General features: G+C 56.0%; 19 protein-coding genes. 2 read left to right on the forward strand and 17 right to left on the reverse strand.

The genetic code is table 11. The annotated features are described in order from the left end of the window. Window positions 1-62 precede the first annotated feature (62 nt). From menF to LOC22_RS03405, 3 genes are all read right to left on the reverse strand, one after another. Entirely contained in the window at window positions 63-1,358 is a 1,296-nt protein-coding gene (gene menF, locus LOC22_RS03395) for an isochorismate synthase MenF (protein WP_032102729.1), read from the reverse strand. A gap of 86 nt (window positions 1,359-1,444) precedes the next feature. Continuing rightward, window positions 1,445-1,750, reverse strand: a complete 306-nt coding sequence (gene elaB / locus LOC22_RS03400; protein WP_017693006.1) for a stress response protein ElaB — start codon at window positions 1,748-1,750, stop codon at window positions 1,445-1,447. Window positions 1,751-1,800: 50 nt separating this feature from the next. Then, the gene (locus LOC22_RS03405) at window positions 1,801-2,265 is read right to left on the reverse strand and encodes a GNAT family N-acetyltransferase (RefSeq protein ID WP_063136618.1); all 465 of its coding nucleotides are present in this window, start codon (window positions 2,263-2,265) and stop codon (window positions 1,801-1,803) included. A gap of 71 nt (window positions 2,266-2,336) precedes the next feature. Here LOC22_RS03405 and rbn point away from each other — a divergent pair, with 71 nt between their 5' ends. Together rbn and LOC22_RS03415 are read left to right on the forward strand one after the other, a co-directional pair. Further along, window positions 2,337-3,254, forward strand: coding sequence for a ribonuclease BN (gene rbn, locus LOC22_RS03410; RefSeq protein WP_015572275.1), 918 nt, complete (start codon window positions 2,337-2,339; stop codon window positions 3,252-3,254). 64 nt (window positions 3,255-3,318) lie between these two features. Continuing rightward, window positions 3,319-4,323 carry a chemotaxis protein gene (locus LOC22_RS03415; RefSeq protein ID WP_023304150.1) on the forward strand — a complete coding sequence of 335 codons (1,005 nt, stop codon included), beginning with the start codon at window positions 3,319-3,321 and terminating at the stop codon, window positions 4,321-4,323. A 164-nt stretch (window positions 4,324-4,487) separates the two neighbouring features. Here LOC22_RS03415 and nuoN read toward each other — a convergent pair whose 3' ends face one another. From nuoN to lrhA, 14 genes are all read right to left on the reverse strand, one after another. Next, the gene (gene nuoN, locus LOC22_RS03420; protein ID WP_015572273.1) at window positions 4,488-5,945 is read right to left on the reverse strand and encodes an NADH-quinone oxidoreductase subunit NuoN; all 1,458 of its coding nucleotides are present in this window, start codon (window positions 5,943-5,945) and stop codon (window positions 4,488-4,490) included. A 6-nt stretch (window positions 5,946-5,951) separates the two neighbouring features. Next, the gene (gene nuoM / locus LOC22_RS03425; RefSeq protein ID WP_017383429.1) at window positions 5,952-7,481 is read right to left on the reverse strand and encodes an NADH-quinone oxidoreductase subunit M; all 1,530 of its coding nucleotides are present in this window, start codon (window positions 7,479-7,481) and stop codon (window positions 5,952-5,954) included. 170 nt (window positions 7,482-7,651) lie between these two features. Next, entirely contained in the window at window positions 7,652-9,493 is a 1,842-nt protein-coding gene (gene nuoL / locus LOC22_RS03430) for an NADH-quinone oxidoreductase subunit L (RefSeq protein ID WP_203435887.1), read from the reverse strand. Beyond that, window positions 9,490-9,792, reverse strand: a complete 303-nt coding sequence (gene nuoK / locus LOC22_RS03435; RefSeq protein ID WP_003861496.1) for an NADH-quinone oxidoreductase subunit NuoK — start codon at window positions 9,790-9,792, stop codon at window positions 9,490-9,492. Before nuoK ends, nuoL begins: the two co-directional genes overlap by 4 nt. Continuing rightward, window positions 9,789-10,343, reverse strand: coding sequence for an NADH-quinone oxidoreductase subunit J (nuoJ, locus tag LOC22_RS03440; RefSeq protein ID WP_003861493.1), 555 nt, complete (start codon window positions 10,341-10,343; stop codon window positions 9,789-9,791). The genes nuoK and nuoJ overlap by 4 nt, the downstream gene beginning before the upstream one ends. A gap of 10 nt (window positions 10,344-10,353) precedes the next feature. Next, the gene (nuoI, locus tag LOC22_RS03445; protein ID WP_003861491.1) at window positions 10,354-10,896 is read right to left on the reverse strand and encodes an NADH-quinone oxidoreductase subunit NuoI; all 543 of its coding nucleotides are present in this window, start codon (window positions 10,894-10,896) and stop codon (window positions 10,354-10,356) included. 14 nt (window positions 10,897-10,910) lie between these two features. Next, a complete protein-coding gene (nuoH, locus tag LOC22_RS03450) occupies window positions 10,911-11,888 on the reverse strand; it encodes an NADH-quinone oxidoreductase subunit NuoH (RefSeq protein ID WP_003861490.1) in 978 nt (325 codons plus the stop codon). Then, window positions 11,885-14,608, reverse strand: coding sequence for an NADH-quinone oxidoreductase subunit NuoG (gene nuoG, locus LOC22_RS03455; RefSeq protein ID WP_230239357.1), 2,724 nt, complete (start codon window positions 14,606-14,608; stop codon window positions 11,885-11,887). The genes nuoH and nuoG overlap by 4 nt, the downstream gene beginning before the upstream one ends. 54 nt (window positions 14,609-14,662) lie before the next feature. Continuing rightward, entirely contained in the window at window positions 14,663-16,000 is a 1,338-nt protein-coding gene (gene nuoF, locus LOC22_RS03460; protein ID WP_230239358.1) for an NADH-quinone oxidoreductase subunit NuoF, read from the reverse strand. After that, window positions 15,997-16,497 carry an NADH-quinone oxidoreductase subunit NuoE gene (gene nuoE / locus LOC22_RS03465; protein WP_006176513.1) on the reverse strand — a complete coding sequence of 167 codons (501 nt, stop codon included), beginning with the start codon at window positions 16,495-16,497 and terminating at the stop codon, window positions 15,997-15,999. The genes nuoF and nuoE overlap by 4 nt, the downstream gene beginning before the upstream one ends. A gap of 2 nt (window positions 16,498-16,499) precedes the next feature. Next, window positions 16,500-18,302, reverse strand: coding sequence for an NADH-quinone oxidoreductase subunit C/D (nuoC, locus tag LOC22_RS03470; RefSeq protein ID WP_230239359.1), 1,803 nt, complete (start codon window positions 18,300-18,302; stop codon window positions 16,500-16,502). 89 nt (window positions 18,303-18,391) lie between these two features. Next, window positions 18,392-19,066 (reverse strand): NADH-quinone oxidoreductase subunit NuoB, encoded by a 675-nt coding sequence (nuoB, locus tag LOC22_RS03475; RefSeq protein ID WP_003861482.1) that lies wholly within the window; start codon window positions 19,064-19,066, stop codon window positions 18,392-18,394. A 15-nt stretch (window positions 19,067-19,081) separates the two neighbouring features. Beyond that, window positions 19,082-19,522 carry an NADH-quinone oxidoreductase subunit NuoA gene (gene nuoA, locus LOC22_RS03480; RefSeq protein WP_003861475.1) on the reverse strand — a complete coding sequence of 147 codons (441 nt, stop codon included), beginning with the start codon at window positions 19,520-19,522 and terminating at the stop codon, window positions 19,082-19,084. Window positions 19,523-20,153: 631 nt separating this feature from the next. Then, complete coding sequence (lrhA, locus tag LOC22_RS03485; RefSeq protein WP_017693002.1) at window positions 20,154-21,092, reverse strand: transcriptional regulator LrhA; 939 nt, start codon at window positions 21,090-21,092, stop codon at window positions 20,154-20,156. Window positions 21,093-21,874: the final 782 nt, after the last annotated feature.

Consider the following 21,874-nt stretch of genomic DNA (forward strand, 5'->3'; position numbering starts at 1 on the left):
CACAGTATAAATAATAGAAAAAGTCAGAATTTTGATATGAATCGGGATTGCACGAATCAGTATTAATCCCTTAGGAGAAGGGAACGCAGCCCGGCGGCCTTGTTTTCGATCTCCTGCCACTCCTGCTCCGGATCGGAGCCGCTGACGATGCCCGCCCCCGCATAAAGACGCAGCGCAGCGTCGTGAACGCGGGCGGAGCGTAATGCCACACAGAATTCGCTTTGATCGCGCGATAAATAGCCCGCCGACCCGGCGTACCACTCCCGGTCAAACGGCTCCACTTTCGCAATAAATTCTCGCGCCGCCTGTCGCGGCAGCCCGGCCACCGCCGCCGTCGGTTGCAGAATATGCAGGCACTGCTCGTCGTCAGGCTGTTTAAGTTCGGTCCAGATACAGCGACGTAAATGCTGCACCTTGCGCAGACGCAGCACCTGCGCAGGCAGGATCTCCAGCGTCCGGGTATGGTGCTGAAGACGCTGGCAGATATCTTCCACCACCAGCATATTTTCCCGCTGATTTTTGTCGTCATTCATCAGCCAGTCGCCCAGACGCTGGGCCTGCTTATCGTCAGAATGGCTGGCGACGGTGCCTGCCAGCGCTTCAGTGCGCAGCAGCGTGCCGCGTCGCCGCCACAGGCGTTCAGGCGTCGAGCCGAGGAACGCGTTGCTGGCGTCAAAGACCATACAAAAATGATAGCAGTTGAGGTTTAGCGCGCGGCTGGCAGCCATCAGCGCGATGGCGTTCACGGGCTGCTGGCAATGCACGTCTGTAGCACGTGCGAGGACCACTTTCTCAAAATCGCCGCGAGCAAGGGTATCCGTCGCCTGACGAATCAACGCCAGCCATTCCGGTTTTTCCGGATGATGGGTTTCCTGCACAATCTGCACGGACAACGGGCGGATCGGCGCGGCGTCGCACAGGTTATCGACAAAATTCAGCGCCTCACGGACATCTTCCCGCAGCGACGTTTCGCTCCACAGTTGCAGACGCAGCGTGGCGACCCCGCCAGACCGTCGCCAGAGAAGGCGCGGTAAAAACAGCTTGCCCTGCGCCGGGTTGAAGGCGTTCAGGCCGCAGATACGGGTGTCATTGGCTACGTCGTGGGTGTGCAAAAACCGCGAGGCCGAGGCCAGAGAATCGAAATGGGCGAGGCTTCCGAGCGCGGCAAGTTCTTCATCACCGCTGCGCTGTTGCCAGTAAAACTGAGGATAGCATCGCTGCACACCGAGCCAGGCCAGCGGATCGAAGGCGTCGTTTAACGGGAAAGAGACATCGAAATGGCGTAAACCGGGTGTAGCTGGCAATGCTTGCGCAAGCTGAGTGCGCAGGCTTTGCAGCGCGAGGAAAATCGAGTGCACGCGAACCTCTCCCTGTTAAAGCCTTATATTATACGGGGTACTGACGATAAATAGCAGTACCCACGTGTAGGGAGTGGTTTACCGGCTTAACGACGGGCTAACAGCAGACCCAGCACCAGCCCTACGGCCGCACCGACCCCAATGCCCTGCCACGGTTTTTCATGCACATAATCGTCGGCACGATAAACCGCCTGTTTGGCGCGGTAGTAGTAATTGTCGGAGGCGTTACTGACGCGGTTTTTCACGTCATGCAGCGCCTGCTCGGCGCGGGCTTTGAGCTCAATGTACTTCTGATCAGCAGGATCGCCGGAAGAACGCAGCACTTCTTCCAGCGTTTCGCTTAGCAGCGTCAGGTCGTCGTCGACTCGGGTATCCCAGGATTGAAATGACATATTTTTCTCCATGTTAGTACACCAGTCCGGTAACTATAGACAACGTATTGCTATTGCGCCTGTTTCGCTTCGCGCGCCATGCCGATGTGTGGGATGCCGTCTTCGTCGTAAATGTCCGTGACCGGGGTAAAACCAAAATGGCCATAGAATGATTGCAAATGCGCCTGCGCGCCCAGGTATAACGCCTTGTCCGGCCACTGTTTCTGGCATGCGTCCAGCGTTTTGTCCATCAGCTGATAGCCCAGCTTTTCACCGCGCGCGCGGCCGCTGATAATGACGCGCCCAATGACGACAGGGTCAAAATCCTCTTCGCTTTTCAGAATCCTCGCATACGCCACCAGCTCGTTATCGCGCCAGCCAAGGATGTGCCGGTTCTCGCCGACCAGGTCATCGCCGTCGATATCCTGATACGGGCAGGTTTGTTCAACCACAAAGACTTCGCAGCGCAGCTTGAGCAGGGCGTAGAGTGAATGCACGGTCAGTTCGCTGTGGTGTAGATCTTGCCACTGGATCATGTGTTTCTCCTTCCTGGGGTTCATCACGTTATACTAAACCCCTTCCCATTCGGCAAAGGGCTGATTGCGTTATGGAACTGATTTTTCTGGGTACGTCCGCCGGGGTGCCAACCCGCTCACGAAACGTGACGGCGATTCTGCTGGATCTTAAGCATCCTACCCGCGGTGGGCTGTGGCTGTTTGACTGCGGCGAGGGTACGCAACATCAGCTGCTGCATACCTCATACCACCCGGGGAAAGTGGATAAAATATTTATCACCCATCTGCACGGCGACCATCTGTTTGGCCTGCCGGGCCTGCTGTGCAGCCGTTCGATGGCCGGTAACGCTAACCCGCTGACCATTTATGGCCCCGCGGGTATTCAGGAATTTGTTGAAACCACGCTGCGCCTGAGCGGCTCGTGGACCGATTATCCGCTGGAGGTGTTAGAGATCGGCGAGGGTCTGGTGTTCGATGACGGAGATTACCTGGTGCGCGCTTACCCGCTTAACCATCCGGTGGAATGCTACGGCTATCGCGTTGAGGAGCATGACAAGCCCGGGGCGCTGAACGCCGCCGCGTTGCAGGCTGATGGGGTGAAACCAGGCCCGCTGTTCCAGCGTCTGAAGCACGGCGAGACCGTCACGCTGGAAGACGGGCGCGTCATCAACGGTCAGGATTACCTCGCCCCACCGCAGCCGGGCAAAAAACTGGCTATTTTTGGGGATACCGCCCCCTGCCCTTCGGCGCTCAGGCTTGCCAGAGGTGTAGATGTGATGGTGCATGAGGCGACGCTGGAAGCGGCGATGGAAGAAAAAGCCAACAGCCGGGGGCACAGCTCAACGCGTCAGGCGGCGCAGCTGGCACGTGAGGCTGGCGTCCGGAAACTAATTGTCACTCACGTCAGCTCACGCTATGACGTCCGCGGCGCTGAAAGCCTGCTGGCAGAGTGCCGGGAAGTATTTCCGGCATGCGAGCTGGCGGAAGATTTTGCTCAGGTCAGCGTTTAGTCCTTCATTTTTCCCTCAGCGTGCCGATAACGATTAAAAGGCCAGCATTTCTCTTGAGGGTAGAATGGATAATTTCCAGAAAGATATTGATGACAGGGCGAACCTGACCCTGTCCAACCGTTTTGAACTGTTGCTGTTCCGTCTTGGCACCTCTCTGAACGAAAATAAATCCGAGCTGTTCGGCATCAACGTATTCAAATTGCGCGAAATTGTGCCGATGCCGACCTTCACCAAACCGGCGGGAATGAAGTCTCCGCTAATGGGGATGGTGAACATTCGCGACCAGGTGATCCCGGTGATCGATCTGGCCGCCGTCGCCGGCTGCAAACCAGCCACCGGGCTGAACATCCTGCTGATCACCGAATATGCCCGCAGCGTGCAGGCGTTTGCCGTAGAATCGGTGGAAAACATCATGCGTCTGGACTGGAAGCAGGTGCACGCCGCGGAAACCGCCGTCAGCGGTCGCTACATCACCAGCATTGCCTGTCTGGACGAGAAGACCGATACCAACGATCTGGCGATGGTGCTGGACGTGGAGCAGATCCTGTACGACATCACCCCGGCGAACCACGATCTGCACGCCACCCATCTGGAAACCACCAAATTCAACATCAAGCCTGGCTCTGTCGCGATTGTTGCAGAAGATTCAAAAGTAGCGCGCTCAATGCTGGAGAAGGGATTGCAGGCGATGGAGATCCCGGCCCAGCTGCATATCACCGGCAAAGACGCGTGGGAGAAAATCACTCAGCTGGCTGCGCAGGCACAGGCCGAGGGCGTTCCCGTTACCGATAAGATTGCCCTGGTATTAACCGACCTCGAAATGCCGGAGATGGACGGATTTACGCTGACGCGAAAAATCAAATCCGACCCGGTACTGAAAGATATTCCGGTGGTGATCCACTCGTCTCTTTCCGGCAACGCGAACGAAGATCATATTCGCAAAGTGAAGGCGGACGGCTATGTGGCGAAGTTTGAGCTGAATGAGCTGTCGTCGGTAATTGAAGAGGTGCTGGACCGCTCGATGAAGAAGATTGACGGGCCGTTGATTAGCCGCAAGCAGCTGGCTTAGTCGGGTGGCGCTACGCTTACCCGACCTACAAAACCCGTAGGCCCTGCAAGCGTAGCGCCGCTGGGCATGTTTTACTCTGTGCGGGCTGGTGCCCTCACCCCGGCCCTCTCCCACGGGGAGAGGGAGAAAACAATAAAAAACCCGCCGAGGCGGGTTTTTTGTTTTTACATCAGCGGCATCGCGCGCTGCACGATATCAATCAGCGGCTGCGGATAGATACCGAAGATCAGCACCAGCAGCGCGGAGATGAGCACCACAATGCCCCCCGCGCTGTACTGCCAGTTAGACGGCGCATCGCGGTTGAGCTGCTGAGGCGCGCTCAGGTACAGGCTCACCGCTACGCGCAGGTAATAGTAGAGACCAATCGCGGAGCCGATAACGACACCCGCCGTCAGCCACCACAGACCCGCCTGCACACCGACGGCCAGCACGTAGAACTTACCGATAAAGCCCAGCGTCATCGGGATACCCGCCAGAGAGAGCATCATCACGGTCATTACCGCAGACAGAATCGGACGGTGCCAGAACAGACCACGGTAGGAGAACAGGGAATCCGCATCCGGGCCACGGTACGGGCTGGACATCAGGCTCACCACGCCGAACGCGCCGAGGCTGCTAAACAGGTAACCGGCCAGATAGACGCCCACAGTTTCCATCGACATCTCACCGCTTTGCAGCGCAATCAGCGCCACCAGCAGGTAACCCAGATGGGAGATAGAGGAGTAGCCCAGCAGACGCTTAATGTTGGTCTGGCTCAGCGCCATCAGGTTACCGAAGATGATGGACACGAACGCGATAATGCCCAGCACCACGCGGACCGCTTCGCTGTCGCCCACCGGGGCGTACAGGAACAGACGCATGACCACACCGAAGATAGCGATTTTGCTCGCCGTCGCCAGGAAGGTCGAGACCGGTGCAGGGGCACCCTGGTATACGTCTGGCGTCCACAGGTGGAACGGAACCAGTGAGAGTTTAAAGCCAAGGCCAACAATCATCATGCCCAGACCCGCCAGCAGCAGCGGCTCATGCATCATGCCGTCGCCGAGGCTCTTACCGAGCGCCATGAAGGAGAGATTACCCGTCTGTGCGTACAGCAGCGCGATACCGAACAGCAGGAACGACGACGCGGCAGCAGACAGGATCGTGTACTTGATTGCCGCTTCCAGAGAGCGCTTCTGGCGGAAAGCGTAACCAATCAGGCCGAACAGCGGGAGTGAGATCAGCTCAATACCGAGGAACAGCGCGGCCAGGTGGTTCGCGTTCGCCAGCAGAATGCCACCCAGTGCGGCAATCAGTACCAGCAGGTAAAACTCTTCTTTGTTGTCGTTGTACCCTTCAAGCCACGGGTACGCAAAGGTACAGGTTGCCAGGCTCGCCAGCAGCACAAGACCGGTGTAGAGCATGGCGTAACCGTCAACGCGCATCAGCGGCGTGACGTCCATCGCTCCCGCCTGGCCAACAAACCAGAGGGAAACTAACGCAGCGTTCAGACCCAGAACGGACAGGGTCGCATTCAGGAAGTGATTGCGTCGCCACGCAATGGAGAGCATCACAACCACCACCGTCAATCCGACGATCAGCAGCGGTAGCAGCGCGATCAGTTGTTGTGGAGTTATTGTCATGGCGAATTACGGCCTTGTAGTAGAAGCAGAATTAACAAACCACTGCTGGATGTTACCCATCGCGGAGTGCGAGGTATCCAGAATCGGCTGCGGATAGAAGCCCAACAGCACCAGCAGTACGACCAGCAGCAGGATGATGAACAGCTCACGCAGCGACATCCCCGGCAGTTCTTGTGCAGCAATTTCACTCTTCGCTTTACCGAAGTAAGCGCGGTGCAGCATCGCCAGCGAGTACACGGAGGCAAATACCAGACCAAAGGTGGAGATGATGGTGATCGTCGGTACCACGTTGAAGCTGCCGAACAGGATCATAAACTCGCCGACGAAGTTACCGGTACCCGGCATACCCAGGGTCGCCACCGCGAAGAACATGGAGAGCGCCGGCAGCCATTTCATTTTGCCCCACAGGCCGCCCATCATACGCATGTCGCGGGTATGCAGACGTTCGTACAGCTGACCACACAGGATGAAGAGACCGGCAGCGGACAGGCCGTGCGCAATCATCTGGATCACCGCCCCCTGGTACGCCAGCTGGCTGCCGGTGTAGATGGCAATCAGCACGAAGCCCATGTGGGAAACGGAGGTGTAAGCAATCAGACGTTTGATGTCGTACTGCGTGAAGGCCATCCATGCACCGTAGAAGATACCGATCACGCCAAGCCACATGGCAATCGGCGCGAACTCTGCGGAGGCGTTCGGGAACAGCGGCAGGGAGAAACGCAGCAGACCGTAGGCCGCCGTTTTCAGCAAGATACCCGCCAGGTCAACGGAACCCGCCGTTGGCGCCTGAGAGTGCGCGTCCGGCAGCCAGCCGTGCAGCGGTACGACCGGCATTTTCACCGCGAAGGCGATGAAGAAGCCGAGCATCAGCAGGTATTCCACACCGTGAGACATCGGGGTCTTCAGCAGATCTTCATAGTTGAAGGTCCACACGCCGGTCGCATTGTAATGCACAAATACCAGCGCCAGGATGGCAATCAACATCACCAGACCACTCGCCTGGGTGTAGATGAAGAACTTGGTGGCCGCCGTGATACGCGTTTTACCGTCGGATGCCTTGTGGCCCCACAGCGCGATCAGGAAGTACATCGGCACCAGCATCATCTCCCAGAAGAAGAAGAACAGGAACATGTCGATGGCCAGGAACACGCCGATCACGCCGCCCAGGATCCACATCAGGTTCAGGTGGAAGAAGCCCTGGTATTTTTCGATTTCTCGCCAGGAGCAGAGTACCGCCAGAACGCCGAGCAGACCGGTCAGCACCACCATCAGCAGCGACAGACCGTCAATCGCGAGGTGGATCGTAATACCGAAACGTGGGATCCACGGCAGAATGAACTCAGACTGCCACTGCGGAAGGCCCGCGGACTGGGTCAGTGAGTAGCCACCCTGCAACCAGAGTTGCAGACCAAGCGCGAGCGTCAATCCCATGGTGATCAGCGCGATCCAGCGCGGCATCTTCACGCCAAAGCGTTCAGTCTGCCAGCACAGGAAGCCGCCGATGAAGGGAATTAATATTAGCCAGGGTAGTAACATGGCGATTTTTATTCCTTGTTAAAGTCCCTCAGGGACCGATTTTCAACGAATTCGACAAAATTCACGTTTGAGTGCGGGGCCTTTTGCCCGGTGGCGCTTCGCTTACCGGGCCTACGGTCCGTAGGTCGGGTAAGCGCTAGCGCCACCCGACAATCCCCGCTAACTCAAAATCAACGCAACACCATCAGCAGCGCCAGTATGACAACCGCACCGATGCTCATGGACGCCACATACCAGCGCAGATAACCGTTCTCGCTGAACAGCAGGCCTTTACCTGCAAAGCGAGAGAGGATCGCCGGGATATTCATCAGGCTGTTCAGTGGATCGCGCTTCAGCAGCCATGCAATGCCCAGGAACGGCTTCACGAAGATCATGTCGTACAGCCAGTCGAAGCCCCATGCGTTGTACCACCAGGTGCCCAGCAGACGGCCCGGCGCGCTGTTGGCAACGGCAGTCACCAGCGTGCGTTTGCCCAGCCACAGCCATGCGGCAATCAGGATGCCCGCGATAGCCACTACGCCGGAGGTGATTTCAAGCGTCAGAACGCGACCGTGCTCAAGCTCGGTTGTCGCCGGCAGTACGCCCTGCAACGGTGGCACAATCATCGCGCCAACGAAGGTGGACAGGACCAGCAGCACAATCAGCGGCAGGTGGTGGGTAATCCCCTTCCCTGCGTGAGCGTGAATTTGTTCTTTACCGTGGAAGACGATGAAAATCATACGGAAGGTGTACAGGGAGGTCATAAACGCACCGACCAGACCCGCAACCATCAGATTGATATGACCATTCGCCATGGCGCCCGCCAGGATTTCGTCCTTACTGAAGAAGCCCGCGGTGATCAGCGGCAGTGCCGCCAGCGCCGCGCCGCCTACCAGGAAGCAGACATAAACCAGCGGGATGGACTTACGCAGTCCGCCCATTTTGAAGATGTTCTGCTCGTGATGGCAGGCCAGGATCACCGAACCGGATGAGAGGAACAGCAGCGCTTTAAAGAACGCGTGCGTCATCAGGTGGAAAATGGCGGCGTCCCACGCCTGAACGCCCAGCGCCAGGAACATGTAACCAATCTGGCTCATGGTGGAGTACGCGAGCACGCGCTTGATGTCGGTCTGCACCAGCGCGGCAAAGCCTGCCAGCACCAGCGTAACCGCACCGACAATACCCACCAGATGCAGAATTTCCGAGGTCATCAGGAACAGGCCATGGGTACGCGCAATCAGGTAGACACCGGCGGTAACCATGGTTGCGGCGTGGATCAGCGCGGAGACAGGGGTTGGACCCGCCATCGCGTCGGCCAGCCATGTCTGCAACGGCAGCTGCGCGGATTTACCCACAGCGCCACCCAGCAGCATCAGCGTTGCCCACCACAGCATGTTGTTGCCTGCTTCGAAGTGCGCCGGCGCCAGTTCCACCATTTCGCGGAAGTTCAGCGTGCCCAGTTCGTTGTAAAGAATGAACAGCGCGAAAGCGAGGAACACGTCACCCACACGGGTCACGACGAACGCTTTCATGGCCGCTGCGCCATTCTTCGGATCGGTGTAGTAGAAACCGATCAGCAGGTAAGAGCACAGACCCACGCCTTCCCAGCCCAGATACATCAGCAGCAGGTTATCGGCCAGCACCAGAACCACCATGCTGGCGATAAACAGGTTGGTGTAGGCGAAGAAGCGGGAGTATCCCTCTTCACCGCGCATGTACCAGGAGGCGAACATGTGGATCAGGAAGCCGACGCCGGTAACTACGGAGAGCATGGTCAGAGACAGACCATCCAGCACCAGGTTGAAACCGATGTTGAAGTTACCGACCGACATCCAGTTCCACAGCGGTACGCTGTAGGCCTGACGTCCATTGTTAAAGAAGTCGATACCCGCATACGCTGTGACCAGCGCAGCCAGGCCGATAGAGCCAATGCCCACGGTGGCAGACAGATTCTCAGACCAGCGGCCGCGAGAAAACGCCAGCAGCACGAAGCCAATCAGCGGAAAAATAATGGTTAAGGCAAGCATGTTCATCCACGCAACTCACTTACTGAATCGATGTTCAGGTTCTGGCGGCGACGATGGAGCTGTAGCAACAGCGCCAGGCCAATACTCGCTTCAGCAGCCGCGAGGCTGATGGCGAGAATGTACATCACCTGACCATCGGTCTGGCCCCAGTAGCTACCGGCGACCACAAAGGCCAGCGCGGAAGCGTTGATCATGATTTCCAGACCGATCAGCATAAACAGCAGATTGCGGCGGATAACCAGACCGGTTAAGCCCAGAACGAATAAAATCGCAGCGAGGATCAGTCCATGTGTTAAGGGGATCATGCGCGTTCCTCCGTTTTTCTTTTCGCGCGGTCGTCAGTGCGGTTGCTCAGCACCTCGCCGACACGCTCTTCGCGGCCAACGTGGAAGGCCACAACCAGACCCGCCAGCAGCAGCATTGAGGCCAGCTCAACCGCCAGAACGTACGGACCAAACAGGGTGATACCCACGGCTTTCGCGCTGATTGGCGTCCCGTCGATACCCTGGTCGTTGACGCCCAGAATGGCGTAAACAATCACCGCCAGCATGATGGCCGACAAAATTGCCGGACCAATCCACACCTGCGGTTTTAACCACTGACGTTCCTGCTCAATTTCAGAGCCGCCCAGGTTGAGCATCATCACCACGAACACAAACAGCACCATGATGGCCCCGGCGTAGACGATGATTTCCAGCGCACCGGCGAAGTGCGCGCCCAGCGCAAAGAACACCCCGGAAATAGCCAGCAGCGAGATGATTAAATACAGCAGCGCATGCACCGGATTGGTATGCGTGATCACTCGCAGCGTAGCCAGGATGGCGATAAGGCCACAGATATAAAAAGCGAATTCCATTGCCCTCTCCTTACGGTAACAGGCTCTTGACGTCGATAGGCTTAGCTTCGTTCTCTGCTTCGCCTTTATCTTTGCCGTCGATTGCCATACCCGCCATCCGGTAGAAGTTATATTCCGGGTATTTGCCCGGACCGGAAATCAGCAGATCCTCTTTCTCGTACACCAGATCCTGACGCTTGTACTCACCCAGCTCGAAGTCTGGAGTAAGCTGAATCGCCGTGGTTGGGCACGCTTCTTCACACAGACCGCAGAAGATGCAGCGTGAGAAGTTGATGCGGAAGAACTCAGGGTACCAGCGGCCGTCCACCGTCTCTGCTTTTTGCAGAGAGATACAGCCCACCGGACACGCTACCGCACACAGGTTACAGGCAACGCAACGCTCGGAACCGTCCGGGTCGCGCGTCAGCACGATACGTCCACGGTAGCGCGGCGGCAGATATACCGGCTCTTCCGGGTACATCCGGGTTTCGCGTTTGGCAAACGCATGCAGGCCGATCATCCAGATACTGCGTACCTGAGTGCCGAAACCTACCAATAATTCTTTTAAGGTCATGATCTCAAAGCCCCTTATGGCTGCTGCCAGAGAATGACAGCCGCCGTTACCAACAAGTTGACGAGCGTCAGCGGCAGGCACACTTTCCAGCCGAAGGACATTACCTGGTCATAACGCGGACGCGGTAACGCTGCGCGAATCAAAATGAACATCATCATGAAGAACGCGGTTTTCAGCGCGAACCAGATGAACGGCGGTAAGAACGGGCCATGCCAGCCACCAAAGAACAGCGTTACCATCAACGCGGAAATGGTGACGATACCGATGTACTCGCCCACGAAGAACAGACCGAACTTCATACCGGAATATTCAATGTGGTAACCGTCGGCCAGTTCCTGTTCGGCTTCTGGCTGGTCAAACGGGTGACGGTGACACACCGCCACGCCCGCGATGGCAAAGGTAATAAACCCAAAGAACTGCGGGATAACGTTCCAGATGTCGGCCTGGTTGTTGACGATGTCGGTCATGTTAAATGAACCGGCCTGCGCCACCACGCCCATCAGGGAGAGACCCAGGAACACTTCGTAGCTCAGCGTCTGCGCGGAAGCACGCATCGCACCCAGCAGCGAGTATTTGTTGTTACTGGACCAGCCTGCGAACAGCACCGCGTAAACCGCGAGGCCTGCCATCATCAGGAAGAACAGAATGCCGATGTTCAGGTCAGCCACCACCCAGGTCGGGCTGACCGGAACGATAGCAAACGCCAGCAGCAGCGAGGTGAAGGCAATCATCGGCGCCAGCGTAAAGATCACGCGGTCCGAGAAGCGCGGAACCCAGTCCTCTTTAAAGAACATCTTGATCATGTCCGCGACCAGCTGGAGTGAACCACCCCAGCCCACGCGGTTCGGTCCGTAACGGTTCTGGAACAGACCGAGCAGACGACGTTCACCAAAGCTCATGAACGCGCCGCAGGTGACGACCACCAGCAGAATCACAACCGCTTTCAGAATGCTCAGCAGGATGTCGATAAGATCCGGCGTTAACCAACTCATGCTTTTGCCTCCTGAAGGTTATCAAGATGCGCACCCGCCAGGACCGGCGCGATGCCAGGCATACCCATCGGCAGACCCACCTGCCCTGCTGACAGGCGTTCAGAAATAATCAGCGGCAGGCTGATTGTCTGGCCGTCGTAGCTAAAGGCAATGTTCGCACCCGCGTTAACGCCAAGCTTCGCGGCATCCGCCGGGTTGAGCTTGATGTACGACTGCGGCATACGCTGCTGGAATACCGGAGAACGCTGGGACATTTCGTCGCTACCGAACAGATGGTAGTACGGTGCAATACGCCAGTGACCTTCCTGCGCCTGGAAGCTCGCCGGAACGGTGGTGAAGAAGTCCAGACCGGTTTCGGAGGCTTCAATCAGACGCACGCCCGGATCGCCGTGGCGCAGGTGACCACCCACTTCAGCCTGGAACTTGTTCCATGCCTGCGGGGAGTTCCAGCCCGGTGCCCATGCAAACGGGATTTGCGAACGCGGCGCAGACGGCTGGTTGTTCCCTTCCATCGAGAAGGCAAACATGGTGTCTTTATCCTGCGGCTGACGCGGTTCGTGCACGCTGATGTTGGCGCGCATCGCGGTACGACCGCTGTAGCGGTGCGGCTCACGCGCCAGTTTCTGGCCGCGAATGCGGAAGCTTGCGTCAGGCGCGGCGTCTTTAATGCCCGCCAGCTGAGGCAGTTTCTCAACAACCGCGTCAATAACGTGGTCGAGCTGCGTCCAGTCCACTTCACGGCTCTGCACGGTGCTGTGCAGAGAGTGCAGCCAGCGCCAGCTTTCCAGCATCACGGTGTTGCTGTCGTAGTAGGCCGGGTCATAAACCTGGAAGAAACGCTGGGCGCGGCCTTCGTTGTTGATCACCGTCCCGTCGCTTTCTGCGAAGCTTGCCGCAGAGAGCACGAGGTGCGCTTTGTCCATGATCGCGGTGCGCTGATGGTCGATAACCATCACCAGCGGCGCTCTGGAGAGCGCGGCGTCAACGCGAGCGGCAGAAGCATGGCGATGCAGGTCGTTTTCCAGCACCACAACGGCGTCAGCGGCACCGGATTCCAGTTCGCTTAACGCGTCTTCCAGCGAGCCGCCGCCAATCATACCCAGACCGATGCTGTTCACCGCACGGGCAATCATAGTCACACCGACGTCAGCGCCGCGGCCCTTCAGGGCTTTGGCAACGTTCGCTGCGGCCTGAATGATTTCAGCGCTACCGGCGTTGGTACCGGAAATAATCAGCGGTTTCTTCGCCCCCGCCAGTGCCTGAACAATCACATCGACCTTGTTTTGCAGGTCGCGATCCAGTTCAACGGCCGGCGAGTTGCTGTCCAGCGCGTGGGCAATGGCAAAGCCGAGACGCGCCTGATCTTCAACCGGCGCGCAGTAGGTCCACGCGGCGATATCGTCCAGACGAGTGTTGTCAACGTTAGTCACAAACAGAGGATGCTTCGCGCGCTGACCGATGTTGAGAATGGCCGCAATTTGCCAGTCAGCCACTTTTTGCGCCGCTGCCATTTCACGTGCTTTACCTTTCACCGCCTGACGAACCGCCAGAGCCGCGCGTGCGCCGGTCTGCGTCAGGTCTTCACCCAGCACCAGAACCGCATCATAGGATTCGATTTCGCGCAGCGCAGGCGTATGAATGCCGCCTTCACGCAGCACTTTCAGCACCAGCTGGAGACGTTCCTGCTCGCCCTGGGCGATACCGGTGTAGAAGTTTTCCGCCCCAACCAGCTCGCGCAGCGCGAAGTTGCTTTCGATGCTGGCGCGCGGGGAGCCGATGCCGATCACTTTCTTCGACTGACGCAGAATATCTGCCGCGCCCTGCATCGCCTGCTCGGCGTTGAGGGTAATGAAGTCGTCGCCACGGCGCTGAACCGGCTGACGCGGACGGTCTTTCAGGTTCACATAGCCATAGCCGAAACGACCGCGGTCGCAGAGGAAGTAGTGGTTAACGGTACCGTTGTAACGGTTTTCGATACGACGCAGTTCGCCGTAACGTTCACCCGGGCTGGTGTTACAGCCGAGGGAGCACTGCTGGCAGATGCTTGGCGCAAACTGCATGTCCCATTTACGGTTGTAACGTTCAGAGTGGGTTTTATCCGTGAATACACCGGTCGGACAGATTTCTACCAGGTTACCGGAGAATTCGCTTTCCAGCGTACCGTCTTCCGGACGACCGAAGTAGACGTTGTCATGCGCGCCATATACGCCCAGATCCTGACCGTCTGCATAATCTTTGTAGTAACGCACGCAGCGGTAGCAGGCGATGCAGCGGTTCATTTCGTGAGAGATGAACGGCCCCAGATCCTGGTTACGGTGGGTACGCTTGGTAAAGCGATAGCGACGGAAGCTGTGACCGGTCATGACGGTCATATCCTGAAGGTGGCAGTTACCGCCCTCCTCACACACCGGACAGTCGTGCGGGTGGTTGGTCATCAACCACTCCACCACGCTTTCACGGAACTGTTTGGCTTCTTCGTCATCAATCGAAATAAAGGTGCCTTCGGCGGCTGGCGTCATACAGGACATCACCAGGCGACCACGCGTGTCTTCCGCGTTTTGATATTGCTTCACCGCACACTGGCGGCAAGCACCGACGCTGCCCAGCGCCGGATGCCAGCAAAAGTACGGAATATCGAGGCCAAGAGACAGACAAGCTTCCAGCAGGTTGTCCGCCCCGTTGACTTCGTATTCTTTGCCGTCTACATGAATCGTAGCCATTAGCATGCTTCCAGTTGGCTCGGCCGAAACCGAGCGTTAATCAAAATTCTGTTTTTACCAGCGCGCTTTCAGCAGGTTCGGCTGAATACCATTGATCGAATGGGTATTGCTGAACGGCTGCTTGATGCCTGCTTCGAATTCGTCGCGGAAATATTTAATCGCGCTTTGCAGCGGCTCGACGGCGCCCGGTGCGTGGGCACAGAAGGTTTTACCCGGCCCTAAGAATCGACACAGTTGCTCAAGTGTCTCGATATCGCCAGGCTGGCCTTCGCCACGTTCGATAGCACGCAGGATCTTCACGCTCCACGGCAGACCATCACGGCACGGTGTACACCAGCCGCAGGACTCGCGGGCGAAGAACTCTTCCAGGTTACGCACCAGGGATACCATGCCGATCTCATGGTCGACGGCCATCGCCAGCGCCGTACCCAGACGGCTGCCTGCTTTACCAATGCTTTCGAACTCCATTGGCAGGTCAAGGTGGGCTTCGGTCAGGAAGTCCGTCCCTGCCCCACCCGGCTGCCAGGCTTTGAATTTCAGGCCATCGCGCATGCCGCCGGCGTAGTCTTCAAGAATTTCGCGTGCGGTGGTGCCGAACGGCAGCTCCCAGACGCCAGGGTTCTTCACGCGACCGGAGAAGCCCATCAGCTTGGTACCGGCATCTTTGCTTGAGGAGATGCCCTGATACCACTCCACGCCGTTCGCGAGGATCGCCGGGACGTTGCACAGGGTTTCGACGTTGTTGACGCAGGTCGGTTTACCCCACACGCCGGAGCTTGCCGGGAACGGTGGCTTGGAGCGTGGGTTCGCGCGGCGGCCTTCCAGGGAGTTAATCAGCGCGGTTTCTTCACCGCAGATATAACGCCCGGCACCGGTGTGCACGAACAGCTCGAAGTCAAACCCGGTGCCCAGGATGTTTTTACCCAGCAGACCGGCTTCAGTGGCTTCGGCAATCGCGCGACGCAGGTTTTCAGCCGCTTCGATGTATTCACCGCGCAGGAAGATATAGCCACGGTACGCTTTCAGCGCGAACGCGGAGATCAGCATGCCTTCCACCAGCAGGTGCGGCAGCTGTTCCATCAGCAGGCGGTCTTTATAGGTACCCGGCTCCATTTCATCGGCGTTACACAGCAGGTAACGGATGTTCATGGATTCATCTTTCGGCATCAGGCTCCACTTCAGACCGGTGGAGAAGCCCGCGCCGCCGCGGCCTTTCAGGCCACACTCTTTCACCGCGTTAACGATGTCGTCCGGCGCCATGCCGCCGAGGGCTTTACGCGCGCCGGCATAGCCGTTTTTGCTCTGATATTCGTCGAGCCAGACCGGCTGTTTGTCATCACGCAGACGCCAGGTCAGCGGATGCGTCTCAGCAGTACGAATTACAGTTTTCATTTGTACTGCTCCAGCAGGTCAGGAATTGCTTCCGGCGTCAGATGGCTGTGAGTGTCCTCATCAATCATCATGGTCGGCCCCTTGTCGCAGTTACCCAGGCAGCAGGTTGGCAGCAGAGTAAAGCGTCCGTCGAAGGTGGTCTGGCCCGGCTTGATATTGAGTTTCTTCTCAATCGCAGCCTGAATGCCCTGATAACCGGTGATGTGGCAGACCACGCTGTCACAGTAGCGGATCACATGGCGGCCTACCGGCTGACGGAAGATCTGGCTGTAGAACGTGGCTACGCCTTCTACGTCACTCGCCGGAATACCCAGCACTTTTGCGATCTCGTAGATCGCCCCATCCGGCACCCAACCACGCTGTTTCTGTACGATTTTCAGCGCTTCAATGGACGCCGCACGTGGGTCTTCGTAGTGGTGCATCTCGTGCTCAATGGCGGCACGCTCTGCTTCACTCAGCTCAAAAGCCTCGGTTTGTGGTTGTTGATTCTCGTGCATAATTAGCGGTCCACATCTGACATAACAAAATCGATACTACCCAGATACACAATCAGGTCGGAGACCAGACTGCCGCGAATGGCGGCCGGGATCTGCTGCAAGTGCGCGAAGCTTGGCGTACGCACGCGGGTGCGGTAGCTCATGGTGCTGCCGTCACTGGTGAGGTAGTAGCTGTTGATACCCTTGGTCGCTTCAATCATCTGGAAGGATTCCTGTGCCGGCATGACCGGGCCCCAGGAAACTTGCAGGAAGTGGGTGATCAGGGTTTCGATATGTTGCAGCGTGCGCTCTTTCGGTGGCGGCGTCGTCAGCGGGTGATCCGCCTTGAACGGGCCTTCCGGCATGTTGTTGAGGCACTGCTCAAGGATGCGCAGGCTCTGGCGCAGCTCTTCCACTTTCAGCATCACGCGGGTATAGCAGTCGGATACGCCGCCGCCAACCGGGACTTCAAAGTCGAAGTTCTCGTAACCAGAGTAAGGACGGGCTTTACGCACGTCGAAATCAATCCCGGTCGCACGCAGACCTGCACCTGTGGTTCCCCACTCCAGCGCTTCTTTCGCGCCGTAGGCAGCAACGCCCTGAGAACGGCCTTTCAGGATGGAGTTACGCAGCGCGGCTTTCTCGTAAGACGCCAGACGTTTCGGCATCCAGTCGAGGAATTCACGCAGCAGACGGTTCCAGCCGCGCGGCAGATCGTGCGCCACACCGCCGATGCGGAACCAGGCCGGGTGCATACGGAAACCGGTAATCGCTTCCACCAGATCGTAGATTTTCTGACGGTCGGTAAAGGCGAAGAAGACCGGCGTCATCGCGCCGACGTCCTGAATGAACGTGGAGATGTACAGCAGGTGGCTGTTAATACGGAACAGTTCAGACAGCATCACGCGAATCACGTTAACGCGATCCGGGACGGTGATGCCTGCCAGCTTCTCAACGGCCAGCACGTATGGCATTTCGTTCACGCAGCCGCCGAGGTATTCGATACGGTCGGTGTACGGAATGTAGCTGTGCCAGGACTGACGCTCGCCCATCTTCTCGGCACCACGGTGGTGGTAGCCGATGTCAGGGACGCAGTCGACAATTTCTTCGCCGTCAAGCTGAAGGATAATACGGAATGCACCGTGCGCAGAGGGGTGGTTTGGACCGAGGTTGAGGAACATGAAGTCCTCGTTTTCGGTGCCGCGCTTCATGCCCCAGTCTTCCGGCTTGAAGGTCAGCGCTTCCATCTCCAGATCCTGCTTGGCTTTGGTCAGCTCAAACGGGTCAAATTCAGTGGCGCGTGCCGGGTAGTCTTTACGCAGCGGGTGGCCGGTCCAGGTCTGCGGCATCATGATGCGCGTCAGATGCGGGTGACCGTCAAAGGTCATGCCGAACATTTCCCAGGTTTCGCGCTCGTACCAGTTGGCGTTCGGGAAAAGTTTGGTGATCGTCGGCAGATGCATGTCGTTTTCAGACAATGCCACCTTGAGCATGATATCCGTGTTGCGGTCTATTGAGATCAGGTGGTAGAAAACGGAAAAATCCGCAGCAGGGAGACCCTGGCGGTGCGTTCTCAGACGTTCGTCCATGCCGTGTAAGTCAAACAGCATGACGTAAGGTTTTGGCAATTTCTTGAGGAAATCGACAACTTCCAGTAATTGCTCACGCTTCACCCAAACAACGGGTACCCCGGTGCGGGTGGCCTGAACAGTAAAGGCATCCGGCCCAAAACGGTTGCGCAGTTCGCCAATGACGGGGTCATCGAGATGATCCCGGGTCTGCCAGGCGGCTTCTTGCGCGGTTAAGTCGGTCATATTGTTCACCATTGCAAATGGTCCGTGGTGACTGTTAAGCCTGGCTTCGCGCTATTTGAGTAGTGATATGCGAAGGTGTTCTCCAGGCCCACAGGCGCAAATTAAATTTCGTCAGGCGTACGCAGGTTGGTGACGGCAATACGTTCACCACGTTTACGCTCGCGCTCAGACTGCATGTTCGCGCGATAGACACCCTGATCGCCAACAACCCATGAAAGCGGGCGGCGTTCTTTACCAATTGACTCCTGGAGCAGCATCAGCGCCTGCATATAGGCCTCTGGACGCGGCGGGCAGCCCGGGATGTACACATCCACCGGAATGAACTTATCAACGCCCTGCACAACGGAATAAATGTCGTACATACCGCCGGAGTTTGCACATGCGCCCATGGAGATAACCCATTTTGGCTCCAGCATCTGGTCATAAAGACGCTGAATAACTGGTGCCATCTTGGTAAAGCAGGTCCCGGCCACCACCATCAGGTCAGCCTGACGTGGAGAAGCACGCAGTACCTCGGCCCCAAAACGCGCAACGTCATGCACCGCAGTGAATGACGTCACCATTTCAACGTAGCAGCAAGAAAGGCCAAAGTTGTATGGCCAGATGGAGTTCTTACGACCCCAGTTGACCATGTCGTGCATGGCATGTTCGAGCTTGCCCATGTACACGCTTTTGTTGACTTCTTGCTCCAGGGGGTCGGTTACGATCTCCTGTTTTTGCAGGGGGTAACGGTCATTCTCACCGTTAGGATCTATGCGGGTGAGCGTATAATCCATCTTATTGCCTCGCTGTTACTGCTGACGATTAGAGATACTGTTTTCCGGGTTGATGTGTTCACGGCGTGAACGCACAGGTGTCCAGTCCAGCGCGCCAATACGCACCAGATAAACCAGACCGGCCAGTAACACTAAAATGAAAATTGCGGCCTCGACAAAGCCCACCCAACCACTTTCGCGAATGGAGGTAGACCACGCGAAGAGGTAAAGCGCTTCCACGTCAAAAATGACGAAGAACATGGCTACCAGGTAGAACTTGGCAGACAGGCGTAAGCGAGCGGTACCTACTGAATCAATACCTGATTCGAAAGGTGTGTTTTTGTGCCTTGCGCGGGCGCGACCGCCCAGGAACCAGCCGCCGACTAACATCAGGCAGCACAGGCCAATGGCTACAATAAGAAAGATTGCGAATGCCCAGTGATGAGCGATGACTTCTGTGGATGTTGACATACTCATTGCTTACTCATCAAAAGTGATACCGACGACACTGCTCTTGCTGGCAGATGGGCATCACATCGATTCATGGGGAGGAACAAAATAACCTTACACTAACTGTCAGAAATGAGACATAGACAGCAAAATGATGGGGTTTTTTACTCCTTTCTATAACCTTTTGTCAACTTTAACAAAGGTTTCTTCACATTAAATTACAACGTGCGATTCTCATTAACATTTGGTGCCCTTTAACCCTGGTGGGTACATGACTTTCCGTCAAATGCATCTTGTTGAATCGTGTCCGTTTTGGAAGTAAAAAAAATAACCCTCCTATTTTGACAGGATTTGCCAACGATTCCTCCCCCCAAATGGGAGTATTTTCTTGATCTGAGACACGCTTTTGTTAATTCAATCAAAAAAACAGCAACATATTTCCTGTTTTTTTAACATCGGCGGGGTATGAGGTAAGTTAGAACAGGTATTGTTTACATCTTAACCAAAAACATTTACTGCATTGATAAATAAGCGGTATTTGCTTTATCCCTGCTCCGTTCACGGTTATGAATAGCAAAAAAAACCACTCGCAGGAAAAAATCATGCGAGTGGCTCTTTTTTGCACTTACATTTTGTTACGAGAATTTTGAGGGAATGATCACTCAAAATCCCCTTCCACGATCAGGGAGTCGTCCCCTCCTTCGGGAGTAACAGGCGCGTACTGCCATGGATTGTGGTAGTTTTCCATTGCCTCGAACACCACTTTTGCCAGCTCGTTGTTGCTGGCGGCGTTATGGCACAGCAGGTACTCCGTATCCGGCAACGACGGGAGTCCCTCGGATTGACCCAGCACACGCAGATCGGGGCTCATCATCTCCACCGGACGGGCCGTTACGCCAAGCCCGGCCTTCACCGCCGCTCGCACTGCGGGCAAGGTTGACGCCACGTACGCCAGGCGCCATGGAATACCGGCTTCGTTGAGCGCAGCCAGCACCATATCGCGGAACGGACTGGGATCGTCCAGCAGGACCAGGGGTATCGGCTCACCTTTCTGCAATACATACTCTGCGGCACAGTACCAGTGCGTTGGAGAAGTACGCAGCGTCAGGCTGTCAAACTGGCCAGGTCGATGCGTGGTGACCACCAGGTCAACCTCGTTTTCTTTCAGCATCTCAACCATGAAGGCATTGCGTTTAACGCTAACGTCCAGGGCAAGCTTCGGATAAACCGAGCTAATTCGGTTGAGAAGGAAGGGTAAAATGGTATCTGCTGATTCATCTGACGCCCCTAATGTTAACACTCCCTGAAGGTTGCTAAACATTAATGACATACAGGCTTCATCATTAAAGCGCAGTATCTTTCTGGCATAACCCAGAAGCTGAATACCATGTTCTGTTAAAAGCTTATTACGTCCATGACGCGCAAAAAGCTCTTTACCAACCAGTTGTTCCAGCCGCTGCATTTGCTGACTCACGGCGGACTGGGTACGGCAAACGGCGGCAGCAGCTGCTGCAAAAGTGTTGAGATCGGCGACCGCAACAAACGTTCTCAGCAGATCGAGGTCGAGATTCATTATCGGACGATTTGCATTTATCATATCTTTTCACTTTCAGGTTGCTCGTGCGGAGCTGCCCGGGTTGAAGCTGTGTGTAACAGTTAAGCAATTCCTTCTGAAGAGTTTCCCTCGCATCCCGGCCCGGCAGACTGCCTGACAGATAGTTATTGTACTGCGGTATATCACCAGTCAGAAATCACGTTTCATGACGTTATTTTTATTCTCTTGCGTCCAGGATATTTCGTTGTTTGCAGGTCGATGTTAATACCATAAAGAGTAAGACATGTTTTCTGCCATCTATATCGCAGCGTTGGCAACGTAGCAAGATGTGACTTACCCAATCAGCCAGAGATAATTTTAACAATAACAATCGATTAATACAGGAAAGCAGTATCCGATATACGTAACAGGCCTATCGCTATGCTGCATTCCCGAAACACATCTTAACCCAAATCCACTATATTTATAAGTCTTATTGCAATATTAAGGATTTACCGCCAATGATAAGCAACTACACTCTTTTTATTAAAATTAACGAAAGTTGCATTTTCGTCGTTAATAATAAATAAAGTTTAATTTAGATTCAGGCCATTCATTAATAACCCTTAACATTAATTTCACATGAGTAACTTTTAACCTGGCTTTGCTAATATGGCAATCGGTATCTCAGCATTCAGGTTTTACGAATGGTCACTCAGCGGGACTAATGCATCAGCCCGAATCGTCTTTTTATTTATTCCAGAATAATATTCATCCTTATATGAAATTTTTAGCATAAACCACCCAGCACCCCTCTTTATCACGATAAATTCAGGCACAAAATC

The organism is Enterobacter sp. AN-K1, assembly GCF_020971765.1.
GTDB lineage: Bacteria > Pseudomonadota > Gammaproteobacteria > Enterobacterales > Enterobacteriaceae > Enterobacter > Enterobacter hormaechei_C.